The organism is Kerstersia similis (genome assembly GCF_965139615.1).
GTDB classification, from domain to species: domain Bacteria; phylum Pseudomonadota; class Gammaproteobacteria; order Burkholderiales; family Burkholderiaceae_B; genus Kerstersia; species Kerstersia similis.
On the sequence record NZ_CBCSIQ010000041.1, the window covers coordinates 1 to 16,902 of the forward strand.

General features: G+C 61.2%; 14 protein-coding genes and 1 pseudogene. 6 read left to right on the forward strand and 9 right to left on the reverse strand.

What is annotated here, in order from left to right; all coding sequences use genetic code 11:
- The 4 genes and pseudogenes from ACNA1V_RS16915 to ACNA1V_RS16930 all read left to right on the forward strand — a co-directional run.
- Positions 1 to 235, forward strand: a pseudogene (locus ACNA1V_RS16915) (SGNH/GDSL hydrolase family protein); the annotation flags it as partial.
- The gene (locus tag ACNA1V_RS16920; protein ID WP_415834758.1) at positions 232 to 942 is read left to right on the forward strand and encodes a cell division protein FtsQ; all 711 of its coding nucleotides are present in this window, start codon (positions 232 to 234) and stop codon (positions 940 to 942) included. The pseudogene ACNA1V_RS16915 and the gene ACNA1V_RS16920, both read left to right, overlap by 4 nt.
- Before the next feature lie 201 nt (positions 943 to 1,143).
- Positions 1,144 to 2,376: MBOAT family O-acyltransferase (locus ACNA1V_RS16925; RefSeq protein WP_415834759.1), on the forward strand; the 1,233-nt coding region annotated here is incomplete at its 5' end.
- Positions 2,377 to 2,469: 93 nt separating this feature from the next.
- A complete protein-coding gene (locus tag ACNA1V_RS16930; protein WP_415834760.1) occupies positions 2,470 to 3,621 on the forward strand; it encodes an alginate O-acetyltransferase AlgX-related protein in 1,152 nt (383 codons plus the stop codon).
- A 20-nt stretch (positions 3,622 to 3,641) separates the two neighbouring features.
- Here ACNA1V_RS16930 and rsgA read toward each other — a convergent pair whose 3' ends face one another.
- Both rsgA and ACNA1V_RS16940 read right to left on the reverse strand, forming a co-directional pair.
- On the reverse strand, positions 3,642 to 4,544 hold the full coding sequence (gene rsgA / locus ACNA1V_RS16935; protein ID WP_415834761.1) for a ribosome small subunit-dependent GTPase A: 903 nt from the start codon (positions 4,542 to 4,544) through the stop codon (positions 3,642 to 3,644).
- On the reverse strand, positions 4,541 to 5,821 hold the full coding sequence (locus ACNA1V_RS16940; RefSeq protein WP_415834762.1) for a M48 family metallopeptidase: 1,281 nt from the start codon (positions 5,819 to 5,821) through the stop codon (positions 4,541 to 4,543). The genes rsgA and ACNA1V_RS16940 overlap by 4 nt, the downstream gene beginning before the upstream one ends.
- A 46-nt stretch (positions 5,822 to 5,867) precedes the next feature.
- Between ACNA1V_RS16940 and orn the strand changes: the two genes are divergently transcribed.
- Positions 5,868 to 6,413 carry an oligoribonuclease gene (gene orn, locus ACNA1V_RS16945; RefSeq protein WP_415834763.1) on the forward strand — a complete coding sequence of 182 codons (546 nt, stop codon included), beginning with the start codon at positions 5,868 to 5,870 and terminating at the stop codon, positions 6,411 to 6,413.
- Between the two features lie 133 nt (positions 6,414 to 6,546).
- Here orn and ACNA1V_RS16950 read toward each other — a convergent pair whose 3' ends face one another.
- The 5 genes from ACNA1V_RS16950 to ACNA1V_RS16970 all read right to left on the reverse strand — a co-directional run bounded on the left by ACNA1V_RS16950 (position 6,547) and on the right by ACNA1V_RS16970 (position 12,009).
- Positions 6,547 to 7,950, reverse strand: coding sequence for an MATE family efflux transporter (locus tag ACNA1V_RS16950; RefSeq protein ID WP_415834764.1), 1,404 nt, complete (start codon positions 7,948 to 7,950; stop codon positions 6,547 to 6,549).
- Positions 7,947 to 9,680: an ArnT family glycosyltransferase gene (locus ACNA1V_RS16955; protein WP_415834765.1), complete on the reverse strand. Its 1,734-nt coding sequence runs from the start codon at positions 9,678 to 9,680 to the stop codon at positions 7,947 to 7,949. Before ACNA1V_RS16955 ends, ACNA1V_RS16950 begins: the two co-directional genes overlap by 4 nt.
- 138 nt (positions 9,681 to 9,818) lie before the next feature.
- Positions 9,819 to 10,091, reverse strand: coding sequence for a type B 50S ribosomal protein L31 (locus ACNA1V_RS16960; protein ID WP_068373801.1), 273 nt, complete (start codon positions 10,089 to 10,091; stop codon positions 9,819 to 9,821).
- A gap of 216 nt (positions 10,092 to 10,307) precedes the next feature.
- The gene (locus ACNA1V_RS16965) at positions 10,308 to 11,087 is read right to left on the reverse strand and encodes a YdcF family protein (protein ID WP_415834766.1); all 780 of its coding nucleotides are present in this window, start codon (positions 11,085 to 11,087) and stop codon (positions 10,308 to 10,310) included.
- 7 nt (positions 11,088 to 11,094) lie between these two features.
- Positions 11,095 to 12,009 (reverse strand): glycosyltransferase family 9 protein, encoded by a 915-nt coding sequence (locus ACNA1V_RS16970; protein ID WP_415834767.1) that lies wholly within the window; start codon positions 12,007 to 12,009, stop codon positions 11,095 to 11,097.
- 186 nt (positions 12,010 to 12,195) lie between these two features.
- Between ACNA1V_RS16970 and msbA the strand changes: the two genes are divergently transcribed.
- Complete coding sequence (msbA, locus tag ACNA1V_RS16975) at positions 12,196 to 13,923, forward strand: lipid A export permease/ATP-binding protein MsbA (protein WP_415834770.1); 1,728 nt, start codon at positions 12,196 to 12,198, stop codon at positions 13,921 to 13,923.
- 36 nt (positions 13,924 to 13,959) lie between these two features.
- Here the strand turns inward: msbA and ACNA1V_RS16980 are convergent, their stop codons facing one another.
- Positions 13,960 to 14,352 carry a hypothetical protein gene (locus ACNA1V_RS16980; RefSeq protein WP_415834768.1) on the reverse strand — a complete coding sequence of 131 codons (393 nt, stop codon included), beginning with the start codon at positions 14,350 to 14,352 and terminating at the stop codon, positions 13,960 to 13,962.
- A 107-nt stretch (positions 14,353 to 14,459) separates the two neighbouring features.
- Entirely contained in the window at positions 14,460 to 15,923 is a 1,464-nt protein-coding gene (rng, locus tag ACNA1V_RS16985) for a ribonuclease G (RefSeq protein WP_415834769.1), read from the reverse strand.
- Positions 15,924 to 16,902 lie beyond the last annotated feature (979 nt).

The following is a 16,902-nucleotide window of genomic DNA, read 5'->3' on the forward strand; positions in this document are numbered from 1 at the left end:
GACGGAGGGAGGGCGTTACAACAAGACCTTCGCCCGCGTGACCCAGGTTTCCAGTTTCCTGGCGAGCAACGTGGCGCCTTGCGTCTATATCGACTCGCTGGCACTCTCCGTGCAAGGCCAGTGGCCGACCACGGACGGGCAGCACCTTACCGCGCCTGCCTATCGGCAGTGGGCGACGGCCATTGATCAAGCGATCCTGAACCTGCCCCTGGTACAGGAGCTGACGAAAAAATGATCACCTTTGTTGACTGGGAGCCAATGAGGCGTCGTTGCGGCAGCGGGATGCTGGCGCTGTGCATGGCGATGGCAGGCTTGGCCGCCACACCGGCACATGCGGTCGAACTCTATGAAACCGGTCCGGCCGAGGATGCAGCTTTTTTACGTTTCATCAATGCGACGGGCGCGGTGCTGGAGGTCCGGTCTGACGGTGGGCAGGCATCTTTGAGCTTGCCGCCGGAACAGCCAGCCTCGGATTTTGTTGCAGTGCATGCCAACCGTGTCCTGAAGGGCAGAGTGAGCGCTGGCAAGGCGCAACTGGCGACCGAAACGACGGTCAAGCCGGGAGAGTTCGTGACGGTCGTGGTCCTGGGGAACAGTGAACAAGGGCTGCAGCAACGTACGCTGCAGGACAGCCCGGACGATTTCAACGCCATGAAGGCAACATTGGTGTTTCACCAACTGGCCCCGCAATGTGAGCAGCCCTCTGTACAGGTGCTTGGGCGTGGCGTTGCGCTGTTTGAAACATCGCCCACCGTGGATACACCCGTTCGACGGCAGGTCAATCCCGTGCCTTTGAGCGTGCAACTGGTGTGCGGTGGCGTGGTGACGGGGCAGCCTGTCGATATGGGCAGATTGCAGGCCGGCGGGCGCTATACGTTGCTGGCTGCGCCTGGCAGCCAGGGGCCCATACTGTTTGCCATCGCAGATGCCCTTGCTTTCTAGGACCGTGTCCGAATGGTCTTTACCTCGCTGGAGTTCCTGACGCTGTTTCTGCCGCTGTTCCTGATCCTGTATCGGGTAGCCAGGGCAAGATGGCGCAATGTGGTGCTGCTCATCGGCAGCTGGATTTTTTATGCGTGGTGGAGCCCGGTATTTTTGCTCTTGCTGGTTGGCGTTACCTTGCTGGCCTGGGGNGGCGGGCTNGGTTTGAATCAGGCCCGAGTACGCGGCAGCGAACGGGTCCGCCGTTATGGTCTGGTTCTGTTGCTGGTGGCATTGGTCGGTTTGCTGGCCTGGTTCAAGTACGCCAATATCCTGGCGCAGACGGCCAGCAGTATTCTGGTGGGCTTCGGGGCCATGCCGCTGGACTGGCAACGTGTTGTGCTGCCGGTCGGGCTGTCCTTTTTCGTGTTGCAGGCCGTTTCCTATTTGGTGGACGTACAGCGTGGCACCATTGTTGCGCAACGCAGCTTCGTTCATTTCGGTGCCTATATCGCCATGTTTGGTCAGCTGATCGCCGGCCCGATTATTCGTTACGACTGGGTGAGCCGGGAGTTGCTGCGGCGTGACCTGAATTGGGCCAATTTCAGGTTGGGTGCCCGACGCTTCATGGTGGGCATGAGCATGAAAGTGCTGATTGCCGATACCTTGGCGCCTATCGTTGATCTGGCATTCAGCTTGCCCGCTCCGTCCTTGGCCGATGCCTGGCTGGGTTGCATTGCGTACGCGTTACAGCTGTTTTTTGATTTTGCCGGCTATAGCGCGATGGCAATCGGGTTGGGGGTGATGCTGGGATTCCATTTCCCCGAGAATTTCAATCATCCCTATCTGGCTCGCAGTATTCAGGATTTCTGGCGGCGCTGGCATCTGTCGTTATCCAGCTGGATTCGCGATTATCTATATATTCCAATGGGCGGTAGCCGCGGAGCGCGCTGGAAAACCTATCGGAATCTACTGCTCTCCATGGCAATTGCTGGCCTATGGCATGGCGCGGACAGTTGGAATTTTCTGTTCTGGGGCGTAGCGCACGGCCTGGCGCTTTGTGTGGCGCGCCTTTGGGGCGAGTGGCGTGCGCCAGCGTTACCCGGCTGGCTGGCACGATGCCTGACACTGCTGTTCGTGTGTCTGGCATGGACGTTGTTTCGCGCCTCGGATTTCGATGCGGCGCTGAATATGTATCTGGGCCAGTTCGGTGGTCACGGTCTTGCGCCGGGTGCGGCAATGTGGCTGGCTTTGCGGCCGGTGCATGCGCTGGCTATGTTTGCCGGCGTATCCTGCATTGTGTTGCCGCTTTGGCAGGACAGGCTGACACAGCGATTCATGAACGGTGCCTGGGGCAGGACGCTGCGTGGAGCCTGGCCTTTGTTGGCGTTCTTGTTTGCGTTTGGCTTGATGGCCAGTCGCGGCGCGACGCCTTTTCTCTATTTTCAGTTCTGAGGACAGGCGGCGGTCATCATCATGAGTGAATACGATAGCTCTAGACAGCCTGGCAAAAATTCTGAAGCGTCTGCTTCCGGGGTCATGCCTGATATGCCGGGAACAAAGGCGGCTGCCACCCGTGGAGGCACGATCGCTGCCCTGGGGCTACTTATCTTCATGTTATTGGGGCTGGGCTTGAATACCCGTGCCTGGCTGGATGGGCAATTGCCTGACGCATTGCCGACACTGAACTCTACCCAATGGCTTAACGGCGCAGCAGGGCGAGCCATCGCGGCGGAGCTGGCACAGACACCCTTGCCCCAAATGGCTGCCCGGGCGCAGCGTGTGCTCGGGTGGTGGCTGGTAGGGGATCTCGGGCCACAAGTGCGGCAAGGATGTCCCGGATGGCTGTTTCTGGCTGAAGAGTTGGGCGAGCCTGACGGCGGCCTTGCAGCATTGGCGCAGCGGGTGCAGACCTTAGCGGCACTGGAGCAAAAACTGGCGCAGCGCGGTGTCAGGCTGGTCGTGGCGGTTGTGCCGGATAAACGCCGAATGGCAGCAGCGTATCTGTGTGGGCTGGCCCCGCTGCATGGAAATACGGACAGGACGCTGGCCTGGCGGGCTGCCATGCAGCGTGCTGGCGTTGCTGCGCTGGATCTGGGTGTGCCGTTGCAAGCCTTGGGGGCTGAGGCTTTTCAACGTAGTGATACGCACTGGAGCGAAGCGGGCGCGCATCGGGCAGCGCAGGCGATTGCCGAAGCGGTTCGAGCAAACGGGACAGCGGTACCGGGTCCGTCGCAGCCGCTGCAGATATTGCCGGGAACACCGGTCAGCCGGGCCGGGGACTTGGTACGCCTGGCTGGCCTGGACTGGCTGCCTCAGGACTGGCTGCCAGCCATTGACGAGTTGCCTGGTACGCGTTTTCAAGCAGTGCCGCAGGCAGCTGGCGAAACACTCTTGCCTGCCGCTGAGCAGGACGATCTATTCGGCGATTCGGGTTTGCCGGCGGTGGTCTTGCTGGGAACTTCCTATTCGCGCAACGCTAACTTCGCGGAATATCTGGCGCTCGAACTGGGAACGCCGGTGGTGAATCAGGCGCTGGATGGCGGCGGCTTCTCGGGGGCGGCCAGCGCCTATTTCGCTGGCGCGGCTTTTGGCGAATTGCCGCCGGCACTCATCATATGGGAAGTGCCGGAGCGCTATCTATTTGCTCCGCTTGCACAAGATCAAGACATTCACCTCAGGCCACCGCTCGTAAAGTAAGTATCGGCCGGCAAGGGTGTTCAGTAGCGCTGTCCGGCTTCCAGTTCATCGAGCAGGCGCAGGTACAGCGCGTAGCGGCCAGGGTTGATGGCGCCATTTTCCAAAGCTTCCAGCACACCGCAGCCGGGTTCGCGCCGGTGCGTGCAGTTGTAGAAGCGGCAAGACGGGATATGTGCAGCGAATTCGGGAAACCCACGTTCGATGTCGCCGGCAGACAGGTGTTGCAGGCCGAAAGCCTGGAATCCAGGGGAGTCAATCAGGTCGCCGCCGGGGGCGGGCAGGTGATACAGGCGTGTGCTGGTGGTCGTGTGCTTGCCGGTATCCAGCGCGGTCGAGTGCTCCCGTGTGGCGGCACCGGCTTCGGGGGACAGCGCGTTGAGCAGGGTGGATTTTCCCATGCCGCTTTGCCCTAGCAATAGACTGGTGCGTCCGGCCAGTTCCGGCGCCAGCCGGGCGCGGGCGGCATCGGTATCGCGGGCGCTCAGGCGCAGTATGGGTACACCCAGTTGTTCATAGGGCGCCAGGCGCAGATCGGCTTGCGCCAGTCCTTCTTGCAGATCCGTTTTGTTCAGCAGGATCAAGGGTTCGATGCCGGCCGACCAGGCGCCGGCTAGCGCACGACCCAGCAAATCATCGGAAAAAGTCGGCTGTACGGCAACGACGATCAGCAGGCGGTCAACGTTGGCCGCGAACTGTTTGGTGCGCATGGCGTCGGAACGGTACAGCAAATTGCGCCGTTCCTGCACGGCGGCAATGCTGCCGCCATCCTGTCCTTCGGGCGCGATGCTGACATAGTCACCGACTGCCGCTGCGGCTGCCTTCTTGCCGCGCGGGTAGCACTGGCGCCGGCTGCCGTCGGTCAGTTCGACCTCATAGTGCCTGCCGTGGGCGGCAATGACACGGCCTTCCAGCGTGACGCTCATGTGGATTGCTCCAGGCGATTGAGGTGGGCAATCCGCAGCGCAGCGGGCGGGTGGCTATCATAGAACGCGGAGTGCACAGGGTCTGGAGTCAAGGTAGCAGCGTTGTCGTTATAGAGTTTGAGCAGGGCGGCGATCAGAAAGGCTGGCTGGCTTTGCGCGGCGGCATAAGCGTCGGCCTGATATTCATGGCGGCGCGACAGCCAGCTGCGCACTGGCGTCAGGAAAAAGGTGAATACCGGGCTGACCAGGAAAAACAGCAGCAGGGCCATGGCCGGATGGCTGGCGGGTTCCGCAGGCATGGCATTGAAGGCGGCATAGAAGCCAGGTTGGGCGGCGAGCCAGGCCAGCAGGCCGAGCATCAGCAGCGAGAGCAACAGGGACTGGATCAGCCGCTGGCGAATATGGCCGTGTTTGAAGTGGCCAAGCTCATGGGCCAGCACCGCTTCGATTTCATCGTGATTCAGCTTGTTCAGCAGCGTATCGAAAAAGACGATGCGGCGGGTTTTGCCGATGCCTGTGAAATAGGCATTGCCATGGGCGGAACGGCGTGAGCCATCCATGACGAACAGGCCATTCAGAGCGAAGCCGCAACGCTGGGCCAGGGCATGAATCCGTTGTCCCAGGACAGGGTCATCCATGGGCGAGAAGCGATTGAAGAGCGGTGCGATCCAGGCGGGAAACACCAGCATGATGATCAGGCTGAACGCCGACCAAAGCAGCCAGGCATAAAACCACCAGTGCGGGCCCGAGGCCATGACTGCCAGAAAGGCTGCCGCCAGCGGCGCGCCAATGATCACGCTCAGGAGGGCACCCTTGATGCTGTCGGTGACGAACAGGCGCTGGGTCATGCGGTTGAAGCCGAAGCGCGCTTCCAGCCGGAAATGGCGCCACCAGCTGAAGCAGAGGTCAATCGGCGCCATGATCAGCAAGGCCAGTCCGAGCAGCGCCAGCTGATGCGGCAGCGGGGACCAATGCCAGCCGGCCAGCCAGGCATCCAGCGCCGCGAGCCCGCCGCCCAGCGTCAGCGCCAGCAGGAGGAGGGCATCAGCGCAGGTATTGAGCCAGTTGAGGCGCAGTCGTGCCACGGTGTAGTCGGCGGCGCGCTGGTGGCTGAACAGGCCGATATGGCCCGCAAAGGCATCGGGAACACGGTCGCGATGCGCCTGGACATGGCGGGCGTGGCGAGCCCCCAGCAGCCGTTTGACCAACAGGTTCAGCACCAGGGCGGCCAGGAACAGCCAGGTCAGGGGAGCGGGAAAGGCGTCGGGCAGGAGCATGGATGCTGGGGGTATGAGAAAATGTCGCGTTTTAAAGGCAGATTATATGGCTCGGAACGAAAATCGCCTGGTTTGGCTGGACATGGAAATGACCGGCCTGGACCCGGAAAAAGAACGCATTATCGAAGTTGCTGTCGTTGTGACGGAACCGGATCTCACCATTGTGGCAGAAGGCCCGGTACTTGCCATCCACCAGGATGACGCCTTGCTGAACGCGATGGACAAATGGAATACCGCAACGCACGGGCGTAGCGGCCTGACGGAACGGGTGCGCGCCTCCACGACCACGGAAGCCCAGGCGGAGGATATTCTGCTGGCGTTTCTGGCGCAGCATGTGCCGGCTGGAAAATCCCCGCTGTGTGGCAATACCATCAGCCAGGATCGCCGCTTCATGTTCCGCTACATGCCGAAGCTGGAGCAGTTCTTCCACTACCGGAACCTGGATGTCAGTACGCTCAAGGAACTGGCCCGTCGATGGAAGCCTGAGGTCTATAAGGGATTTGAAAAGAAATCCCGCCATGAGGCCCTGGCAGATATTTATGAGTCCATTGATGAGTTGAAATACTACCGCGAACATTTCCTCAAGGTCTGAGGTCGCCATGTCCCGGGGGGATGAGGCGGGGTGCGTGCAGGAATGAAAAAATGCCGGTCCAGGAATTGCCTGGGCCGGCATTTTCATTTTGCCGCTGGCCGCCGCGGTTTGATGACCGTGCGGATAACGGGCCTCAGCGATCGTCCCGCAAGGACAGGCGCGACACCCGGCGATACCAGCTGTGCAGCAGCGCGGCGGAAAGCGCCAGCCCGACGGACGCCATCAACCACATGGTGCCCGCGCCTTGCGGCGAGCCGGGAATCAAGGCTTCGCGTACGCCGTCCAGCATACCGCGCCCAGGGCCCAGGCCCAGATACCAGCCGCCGGCCAGGCCGACCAGGCCCAGCGCCAGCCCTTGCAGCAGCATGGGGACGAAGGCGACCTTATGGGCGCGCAGCAAATAGGAGTTGATGCACTGCATGGAATCGACGATATGGAACAAGGCCAGCAGCGGCATCAAGGTCAGGACGACGGCAGCGACATGGGGTTCGTCTGTATAGGCGCGCACGATCAAGGGCCGGCCCAGTACCAGAATACAGACCGTGATCACGGCGCCACCCAGGGCCAGGACGATGCCCGCCTGGCTGATGCGGCGTGACAGCATGGGGTCGCGCGCGCCCAGCGCCCTGGCAGACAGGGCGGCGGTGGATACACCGATGGCCATGGGCATCATGAAACAGAGGGCGGCCAGGTTGGAAATGATCTGTTGCGCACCAATCACGTAAGTCCCTTCGCGCGCCACCAGCAGGGCCATGAACGTGAAGGCCGAGACTTCGATCAGGTAGGAACCGCCCATTGGCAGCCCGAGACGCAGCAAGGTTTTCTGGTCGCTCCAGCGCACCCGGCCGATTCTCAGGGCGAATTGGCGGAAGAAGGTATCGTGGCGCAGCACCAGGATGCCGGCTGCCAGGGAGATCATATAGACCAAGGCCGTGGATAAGCCGGCGCCTTGCGCGCCCAGGGCGGGCAAGCCCAGGTTGCCGTAAATCAGCAGCCAGTTGAAAAACGCCTTGAAGCCGATGCCCGCCAGGTTGATGCTCATGACGATTTTCGGGCGCGACACGGCATTGCCCAGCGCATAAATGGTGCGGAACACCAGCGCAAACGGCAACGCCAGCGCCAGGGCGCGCAAATAGGCGGCAATGCTGGCCCGGACTTCGGGTGCGACATCGCCTGACAGGCTCAGCCACATATCGGGAAACAGCATCAGGATGGCGCCGATGACGGATAGCCCCAGCGCCAGCCAAACACCCTGGCCCCAGGTGCGGCCCAGCTCATGGTATTGCTTGGCGCCGAACTGCTGGGAAAGGATGGGAATCAAGGCATGCAGGACGCCCATCAGCCCGACGAACACCGTGACATAGATCGACACGGACAAACCCATGGCAGCCAGATCCGTCGGCGAAGCATGGCCGGTCATGGCCGTGTCGAGTACGCCAAAGGCGACGCCGGCCCATTGGCTAATCAGGACAGGCCAGGCATTGCGAGCAATATGGACCAGGTTTTGCCGCAGGCCCGAGGGCGCCAGGGAATTCATTGTGCGGGACGTCGGATCAGGAAGAACACCTCATGCCGGTCGGCGGTACGCCCACCGCGCCAGAGGATTTGCCCTTCACGTGCGATGGCGGGCAAACCGGCGCTTTCCAGCCGGCGATTGGTGGTCTGCAGCAAGATGAGGTTGCAGTGGTTGGAGAATTCGAAATTCAACTTGGAAAACACCTGGAATGCGGCACGCTGGGCCAGGCCCAGCCCGGTGCTGCGTACGCATTCCCCCGGACGGAGGTTGGTGCTGATCGCTTGTGCCAGCTCGTCGGACGTGGTGCGGTAGCTGCGCGCATAGTCAATCGCCGGCAGCCAGAGCAGGGCCAGCAAGACCCAGGTTGCCGTGAGGCCGCAGGCAGACAGAATGGTGCCGCGCCACAAGGCCGTCGGGTGGGTGCGCAGGCGCCAGTTGACCAGGGCGGCCCACAAGCCGGTCGCCAGCAACGCGAGCAAGGTGGCCAGGACGTTGATGTGAGGTTCGAAACCCGTGGTCTGGCGGGCGATATTGCCGGCGATTTTGGTTGGCCAGCCGAAATGCAAGGCAACCCAGCCCAGCCAGACCGAAGCCACCGTGAGCGAGAAGCACATGATGGCAAACCAGTCCAGCGTATTGACCACGCCACGGCGCAGGGTGGGCAGTGCAAAAGCGGCCAGCACGGCAAACGGCAGGACCAGCATGGCGAATTCAGGCTCGAAGGGCTCGCCCATGAGCAGCAGACAGACAATGGCGCCGCCGGCCAGCGATGCCGGCAGGCGGATATGCGGCGCGGCCGTCCATTGCCGCCAGCGCCATAACGCCAGTAGCGCCAGCGGCCAGGTGGGCCACAGGAACCAGGAGAGATCACGCAAGGTGCGCAGGATGATCGTAGGCTGGGGAATGCCGAACTGTCCCAGATTCCAGCCCAGCCATTGCTGTATCCAATAGGGCCGGGCCGCATTGGCCGGCACATACCAGGCCATGAACAGCAGTGCGCCCAGCACCAGGGCGGCCAGCAGCCATGCGCGCGGCAAACTGATATGGCGCGGGGCAGGCAGCAACAGGATAAGAATGGCCAGCAGGATGGGCAGAGCGCCGGGCATGCCGCGCGTGAGCAAGGCGCCGGCCAGCGCCAGGCCTAGTGTGATGGCGCCGCTGAGCGGTTTATCCAGCATGCGGGCCATGCCGTAATAGGCCAGCGCCAGGCAGGCCAGCATGGGCGCCATGGAAGTGCTTTCGTGCACGCGCAGCAGAATGCCGACCGTTGCCAGGACCAGCAGCAGCGCGGTATCGGCCAGCATGCGGCCGTAGTCGCGTGCTGGCGGCTCGCCGCCGAAAGGCAAGGCCAACGGCTGGGCTTCTGGACGGCGGCCCAGCAGGTAGGTGCCATACCAGGTTGCGCTGGCCATGATGGCAAACCAGATCAGGTTGGGCAGCCTGGCGGCGGCGAAGTCGCCCATCAGCGGCCCGGCCAGCCAGATGGTGGCGGCGCCCGCCCAGGTGGGCAGCGGGCCGCCCTGGGCGTAGGCGTAATTGCCGATTTGCGGCAATAGCCAGCCCAGCGGGCCTTCACGCAGCGCCGTCAACATGGTGGCGACGCCGATGATGTCATCGCTTTTCCATGGGTCGCGGAAAAACAGGCCAGCCAGGATATAGACGGCGGCGAGGCACAGCAACGCCAGGCGCGGGAGTTTCCGCGTGGCGGTAGCAGTCAGTCGTGAAGGTGTCGCGGTATGTTGGGCGTGCACGGGAAGGCAGGATCGGAAAAGAAAACGCCTCCCAGGTGGGAAGCACGGCAATGAATACGAAGTGTATAGCTGAAAAAAAGGCAGCCGTCACGGCTGCCTTTTTCATCTGCGCCTGGGGCGCGGAAGGAACGTGCCGGATTACGACGCGTTGGCAGCCTTCTTGGCGCCGGCGGTGCGGGCGAAACGGGCGCGGAACTTCTCGACGCGGCCGGTTTCGACAACGCGGGTTTGCGCGCCGGTGTAGAAGGGGTGCGATTCGGAGGTCACGTCGCACTTGAACAGGGGGTAGGTCTTGCCGTCCAGTTCGACGGTTTCACGCGTTTGCACGGTCGAACGGGTCACGAACTTGGTACCAGTGATCAGATCCTGGAAAACCACTTCGCGGTAGTCGGGGTGAATGCCTTCTTTCATGGAAATATCCTGTGTGTATGTCGGGCCGCCAGCAGGTTTCTCACGCATTGCCGCCAGCTGAGCCCGGCATGGCACGTACAGCGCGGCCATAACGGAAAGGGCATGAAGACAGAAACCGGCAAGGCCGGTTGCGGGAAACCAGCCACGTTCCCAGGCTGGTAGGTAAAAGCAACTCGCGATTCTAACATGATTGTCGAGAGTTGCTTAGGGGATTTTTCAGGTGGCGGCCCAGCCACGCAGCTGATAAACCGCCAGGCCGATATATTCCTTGATGATGGAGCGGCTGGCTTCGAAAGCGCGCAGATTCGGCATCCAGAGCCACAGGGCACCGCTGCCTGCGGGCCGGGTGATTTGTGGCGCCGCTGGCGCGGGAATGACGGTGACGCCCTGTTTGTCAAAGGTAGCAACCGAGCGCGGCATATGCAGTGCCGAAGTAACGAGCAGCACGGTTTTCAGCTGGTGTTGCTGCAGTACGCGCGTGGTCAGGTGGGCATTTTCGTAGGTATTGCGGCTGGCGGTTTCCAAGAGCAGGGCTTCGCGCGGTACGCCTTGCTGGCGCAGCATCTGTGCCATGCCCTCGGCTTCGCTGACGGTACCTTCGGCAGCGCCGCCGGAAGGCAGGACATACGGCGCGCGGCCGGCCCGGTATATCTCTGCTGCCCGCGCCGTGCGGGTGGGTTTGTGTGACGAGACTTCCGGCAGGAACCAGTTGGGACGGCCATTGGCGGTCTGGCCGCCCAGCACCACAATGACATCCGCTGCGGGCAGTTCGGCAGCCGTCTGGTAAGGGTAGGTGTTCTCCAGCATGCCGCCGGCCCAGATGGAGGTAATGGGCAGGGACCAGGCCAGCGACCAGAACAGCGCCAGCCCGACCAGCAGGTTGCGCAGTCGTCGCCAGCGCAGGAAACCGACGATCACGGCGCAGGCCAGCAGGAACAGGCTCAGGTGCAGCGGAACGACCAGGGAGGACAGGAGTTCGACAGGGGAGCTCATCATGGTGCAGTCAGGTCGGCGCGGCCAGCAGGCTGGAAATACGGTTGAGCACCTGTTCCAGGCTGGGCCAATGGTGCTCGTCGCCCATGTAGTTGGCGAAAGGCGACCAGGGGCGGCTGTCTTCAGGGTCTGAAACGCCGAATAGCGTCAATTGGCGAGCGGAAGCCGCTGCCGCAATATGCGATACACCGGAATCATTGCAGACGACCAGCGCAGCGCGTGTGGTCAGCGCGGCGAAGGCGCGCAGCGGCATCGGCGGCAGCAGGATGGCGCTGGGGGCATTCTGCTTGGCGATCTCGGTTTCATCGGCGGGCGGCGCCATGGCGACGAGCCAGCCATTCGCTTGCAGGGCCTGGGTCAGGGCCTCATAGTGAGGCCAGACTTTGACCTTGCCGCGATGCAGCCCGGTTGCCGTGGGTGCAATCATGATGAAGGGTTTTTCCTGCAGGCCCGCGTTGGCCAGGCATTCCCGCGCCTGCTGATGGTCTTCCTGGCCCAGGCGCAGCGGCGATTTGGGCGGCGGCGTGACGGAGCCATGCGGCAAATTCCACAATTGCAGGGCCTGGCGCGTCACTTCGTACCACGACTCGACCGCATGCAAGGCTTGTGGCGGCTTTTGTATCGGCCAGCGCAAGAGGAAACTGCGGCCATCATCGCGATAGCCGGCGCAAGGCAGGCCTGCCAGCCGGAAGCTCAGGGCGCTGGAGAGGGAATCCGGCAGCAACAACCCCACGCTGCGGCCGCCGGGTTGCGGGTGGGCTTTCATGTGCGCCTGCACGATCTGGCGGTTATGCAGGATCTTCCGCCCGAAAGGCAGATAATCCTCAAGCGGCATGTGCGCCAGCAGGTTGGCGCCCCAGGCGCGTCCGCATGCCACGACAGGAATGCCGGTCTGGTTCAAGAGCTCCAGCGAAGGCAGCGCCATGCAGGTATCTCCCACCCAATTCGGCAGGCGGAGATAGATTCTGGTCGGTTTGGGAAAAGTGCGCATCAGGAAAAACAGGTGGTGACGGTACAATCTTCCAACATTGTATTCAGCCTTGGAAGCGAGTCTGCATTGAAATCGAAAGAAAAACCCGCGCGCGCCGGTAAAACCGTGTCTGAAGAGCGCATGCTCTGGCGGCGGATATACGCAAGAGTCGGCCAATACTGGAAAGGGCTGGCGCTGGCAATCGCCCTGATGACAGGTGCGGCACTGACTCAGCCGGCGCTGGCGCTCATCATGAAACCGCTGCTCGACGACGGTTTCAGTGGCGGCAACCCTGACTATATCTGGATTTTCCCCTCGTTGGTCATCGCGATGATCGCGGTGCGCGGCGTGCTCAGCTTCTTCAGCGACTATTTGTTGGCCTGGGTGGCGAACAATGTCCTGCTGGGCTTGCGGCGCGATATGTTCGAGCGCTTGCTTGGCTTGCCGGACGAGGCGTTCCGTGCGGGCGAAAATGGCAGGTTGCTCAATCGCTTTACGATAGACGCAGGGAACGTGACAGGCTACGCCACCAGCGTTATGACGGTGCTGATCCGTGAATCGCTGATCGTGCTGTCGATGATTGCCGTGCTGTTCTACATGTCCTGGCAGCTGTCGCTGATTGTGTTGGTCATGATGCCGGTCGCGGTGCAGGTATCCCGGGTGTTCATCCGGCGGCTGCGTCATATCAATCGCGACACCGTGAACATGAATGCCGAGCTGACGCACGTGGTCAGTGAAACCATTGCCGGTCAGCGTGTGGTCAAGTTGTTTGATGGCTACGACCGGGCGCGCGAGGGCTTCGGTTATGTCAATGGGCGTCTGCGTCGTTTCGCCATGCGTTCTGCCACGGCCGACAGCGCCATGACACCGGTGACGCAGATGTGCGTGGCGATTGCCGTGGCGGGGGCGATTGCCGTCGCACTGCATCAAGCGAATCAGGGAACCTTGACGGTTGGCAGTTTTGCCGCGTTCATCACGGCCTTGGCGCAGATTTTTGACCCGGTGCGGCGCTTGACCCGCGTATCGGGTGGCATGCAGAAAATGCTGGCGTCAGCGGAAAGCGTGTTCCAGATGATCGACGAGCCGGTGGAGCAGGACAAAGGCAAGAAAGTGCTGGAGCATGCTCATGGCCGGGTGGAGTTTCGAAACGTTTCGCATCGTTTCTCCGATACGGATCGCCCCACCTTGCAAGACATTTCCTTTGTGGCGGAGCCTGGTAAAACCATCGCCCTGGTGGGCCGTTCAGGCAGTGGCAAAACCACATTGGTGAACATGCTGCCGCGCTTTATCGAACCATCCAGCGGCGAGGTGCTGCTCGATGGCCAGGAAATTCACGACCTGACGCTGGCCAGCCTGCGACGCCAGATTTCCCTGGTGAGCCAGGATGTCGTGCTGTTTGATGGCAGCATTGCCGAAAACGTGGCGTATGGCGCAGTGGCGGCATCCAGCAGCGATGAAACCGTGCGTGAAGCGCTGCGTTCAGCCAGCCTGCTGGACTTTGTCGAACGTCTGCCCAATGGGATCCATACCCAGGTGGGGGTCAATGCCGTACGTCTGTCTGGTGGTCAGCGCCAGCGCCTGGCGATTGCCCGCGCCCTGATCAAGGATGCGCCCATCCTGATCCTTGATGAAGCTACATCGGCGCTGGATAACGAGGCGGAACGTCAGGTGCAGGCCTCGCTGGAGCGTCTGATGCACAATCGTACGACCCTGGTGATTGCGCACCGCCTGTCCACCGTGCAGAACGCCGATACCATTCTGGTGCTGGATGAAGGCCGTATCGTGGAGCGTGGCAGCCATGACGAACTGATGCGCAACCCCAACGGGCTATATCACGCGCTGTATCAAATGCAGTTCCGCGGCAGCTGAGACTGCCGCGTCAGGGCAGGGCGCGAGGCCCTGGGATTAGCGGCCGCTGGACCAGCGGCCGCCCAGCTGGGCGCAGCTTGCCGGCAGGCCGGCCAGATCTTCTGCGCTGCGCTCGTAGTAGTAGGCATCGCGCTTCGAGCCGGCCAGTCCGTGGCAAATGCCTTGTGCAGGCGTGACGCACTGTTCCATATAGCTCACCTTCCCTGCGCTGCCGCCCATGGCCGCCGAAGTGCTGGCCAGTTGCTCGCAGGATGATTTGAAGCTCGCTTCATTTTCCGCGGGGTCTGCTTGCATGCAATCCCTGGATTTGATCGTTTGCCCCATCAAATTGAACGAACCTTCGATCATGCAGGCCGTATCCTTGGCCAGTACAGGGGTGGCAGTCAGCAGGCAGGCTAGGCTCGATGCAGCCAGCAGCAGGGTTTTCATTGGATGTTTCCAGAAAATTTGGTGCTGCCGATTATAGGAAGAGAGTGTTGCTGGGCGTATCTGTTGCCGGCGCAGCGCGGTCATGCGGGCCGCGCCGGCAGGTTCGATCAAAGCAGGATGATGTCGTACTTTTCCTGGGGGTAGATGGGTTCCACTTCCATGGAAATCGGTTTGGTCACGAAATCACCCAGCATGGCCATGTGCTGGCTTTCTTCTTCCAGCAGCAAGTCAATCACGGCTTGTGAGGCGACGATGCGGAATTCCTTGGGATTGAACTGGCGAGCTTCACGCAGGATTTCACGCAGGATTTCATAGCAAATGGTTCTGGCCGTGCGCACGGAGCCGCGTGCTTCGCACACGGGGCAGGGTTCGCACAGCTGATGCGCCAGGGAGTCGCGTGTACGCTTGCGTGTCATTTCCACCAGGCCCAGCTGGGTATAGCCGTTGATGGTCATGCGGGTGCGGTCGCGTAGCAGGGATTTCTGCAGTTCCTGCAAGACCATGTCGCGATGGGTGGGGTCATCCATGTCGATGAAGTCGATAATGATGATGCCACCCAGATTGCGCAGCCGCAGTTGCCGGGCAATGGCACGGGCAGCCTCCAGATTGGTTTTGAAAACCGTATCGTCGAAGTTGCGGCCGCCGATGAAACTGCCGGTATTGACATCTACTGTCGTCAGCGCCTCGGTCTGGTCGATGATCAGGTAGCCGCCTGATTTCAGATCCACCCGGCGCGAGAGCGCGCGGGCGATTTCGTCATCCACGTTGGCCGTATCGAACAGAGGGCGCTCGCCACTGTAATGCTGGATGCGTTCCGTCAGCGCGGGGGTATAGATCTGGGCCCATTCCGTCATGGCGGCCTTGGTGCTGCGAGAGTCCACCAGTATCTTGCCGGTATTGGGGGTGACGATATCGCGCAATACCCGTTCTGCCAGGGTCAGGTCCTGGTGCAGCAACGATGGCACGCCTTGTTTGCGTGCCGCTTGCTGGATGCCTTGCCACAGCTTGAGCAAATAGCCGACATCTGCGCCGAGCTCTTCGTCGGTGGCACCTTCGGCCTGGGTGCGGAGGATGAAACCACCGTGTGAATCTTCAGGTAGCAGGTTGGTCAACTGCTGCTTCAGGCGTTTGCGTTCTTCCTGAGACTCGATTTTCTGGGAAATGCCGATGTGTGGGTCGTGTGGTAAATGAACCAGCATGCGGCCCGCGAGGCTGATCTGCGACGACAGCCGAGCGCCCTTGGTGCCCAGAGGATCCTTGATGACCTGCACCATGAGGGTCTGGCCTTCAAAGAGAATTTTTTCAATGGGTGTGATGGGCAGGCCCTGGGTGCGTTCCTGGCGATTTTCGCGCAGATCGGCAATATGAAGAAAGGCGGCCCGTTCCAGGCCGATATCCACAAAGGCGCTCTGCATGCCTGGCAGGACGCGGTTCACCCGCCCGAGATAGATATTGCCGACATGGCCGCGTTGAATACTGCGTTCGACATGCAGTTCCTGCACGGCGCCTTGTTCGACGATGGCGACGCGGGTTTCAAAAGGCGTAACGTTGATAAGAATGTCTTCGGTCATGGGCAAGCTCTGATGTGGCCTGGGGCGAGGTCAGCCTGGAGAGGGACGGCGCGCTGAACGAGCATCGCTATATATATAGTAGGGATAAGGGCGTGGCACAGGCTGGCGGTAGCAGAAAGCACATCTTGCATCGGCCGCCGGCCGGCGGTTTACCCTGTCTATATCTATGCGGCGATGTCGCGTGCCGGGGGAAACCATGGCTGGGCCTTTGTTCCTGGGCGCTTGATAACGCGGAATGCAGCCATTCTATGCCTGATGGCGGTATGGCGTCTCGCCGTGGGCCGTGGAGCGCGGGTAACGTCGGGGCGCCGACGGGCGCGCAGGCAATCCAGGGAGCGGCGTCATTTTCCTCCGGGGCAGGAAAACCCCAGCGGAACAGCCATGGGTTTTCTCTGATGGTGACGTCGATGCAGCGTGAGCATAATGGAGTCGTACCTGGCGAGAAGCCAGGGGAAGCCAGCCTTGGCGGGCTGGCGCCTCGCTTGAATGCGCCTTTGACGCGCCTGATTTCCCCTTTTTTTCGGGGAGGGGAAAAATTTTCTGCAAAAAGTTTTACACGGCGATGAAAAGCGTGCTATATTTCGTTTTCTGTTGAGCGACGCAACAAATTCTTCGGAAAGCGAAGCGAAGTTCAACGGGGCCGGAAATGGAGTTTGTTTTCAGGCGCTGCGGTTTGATCCCCAAGGGACGGCAGGCGGTGCGGGAAGCGGATTCGGCGGGAGTGAAGAAGATGTTCAGCAGATGTTGACAAGCTTCAAAACTTCATGTTAAAGTTTCTAGCTCGGTTGCTTAGTAACTCAGGGTTAACCCGAAGGGGTGGTTCTGGTAGGTAACCGGAAACGAGGTCTGGTGAGTTTGCCCAGGCGGCGTTTTTCAAGTAGTGATTCAGCAGATAGCCGCTAAGTGGCAAACGAAACTGAGTTGACAAACCTGAAAAACTGCTTCATAATCTCGTTTCTCTGCTGATGCAAATCAGCGA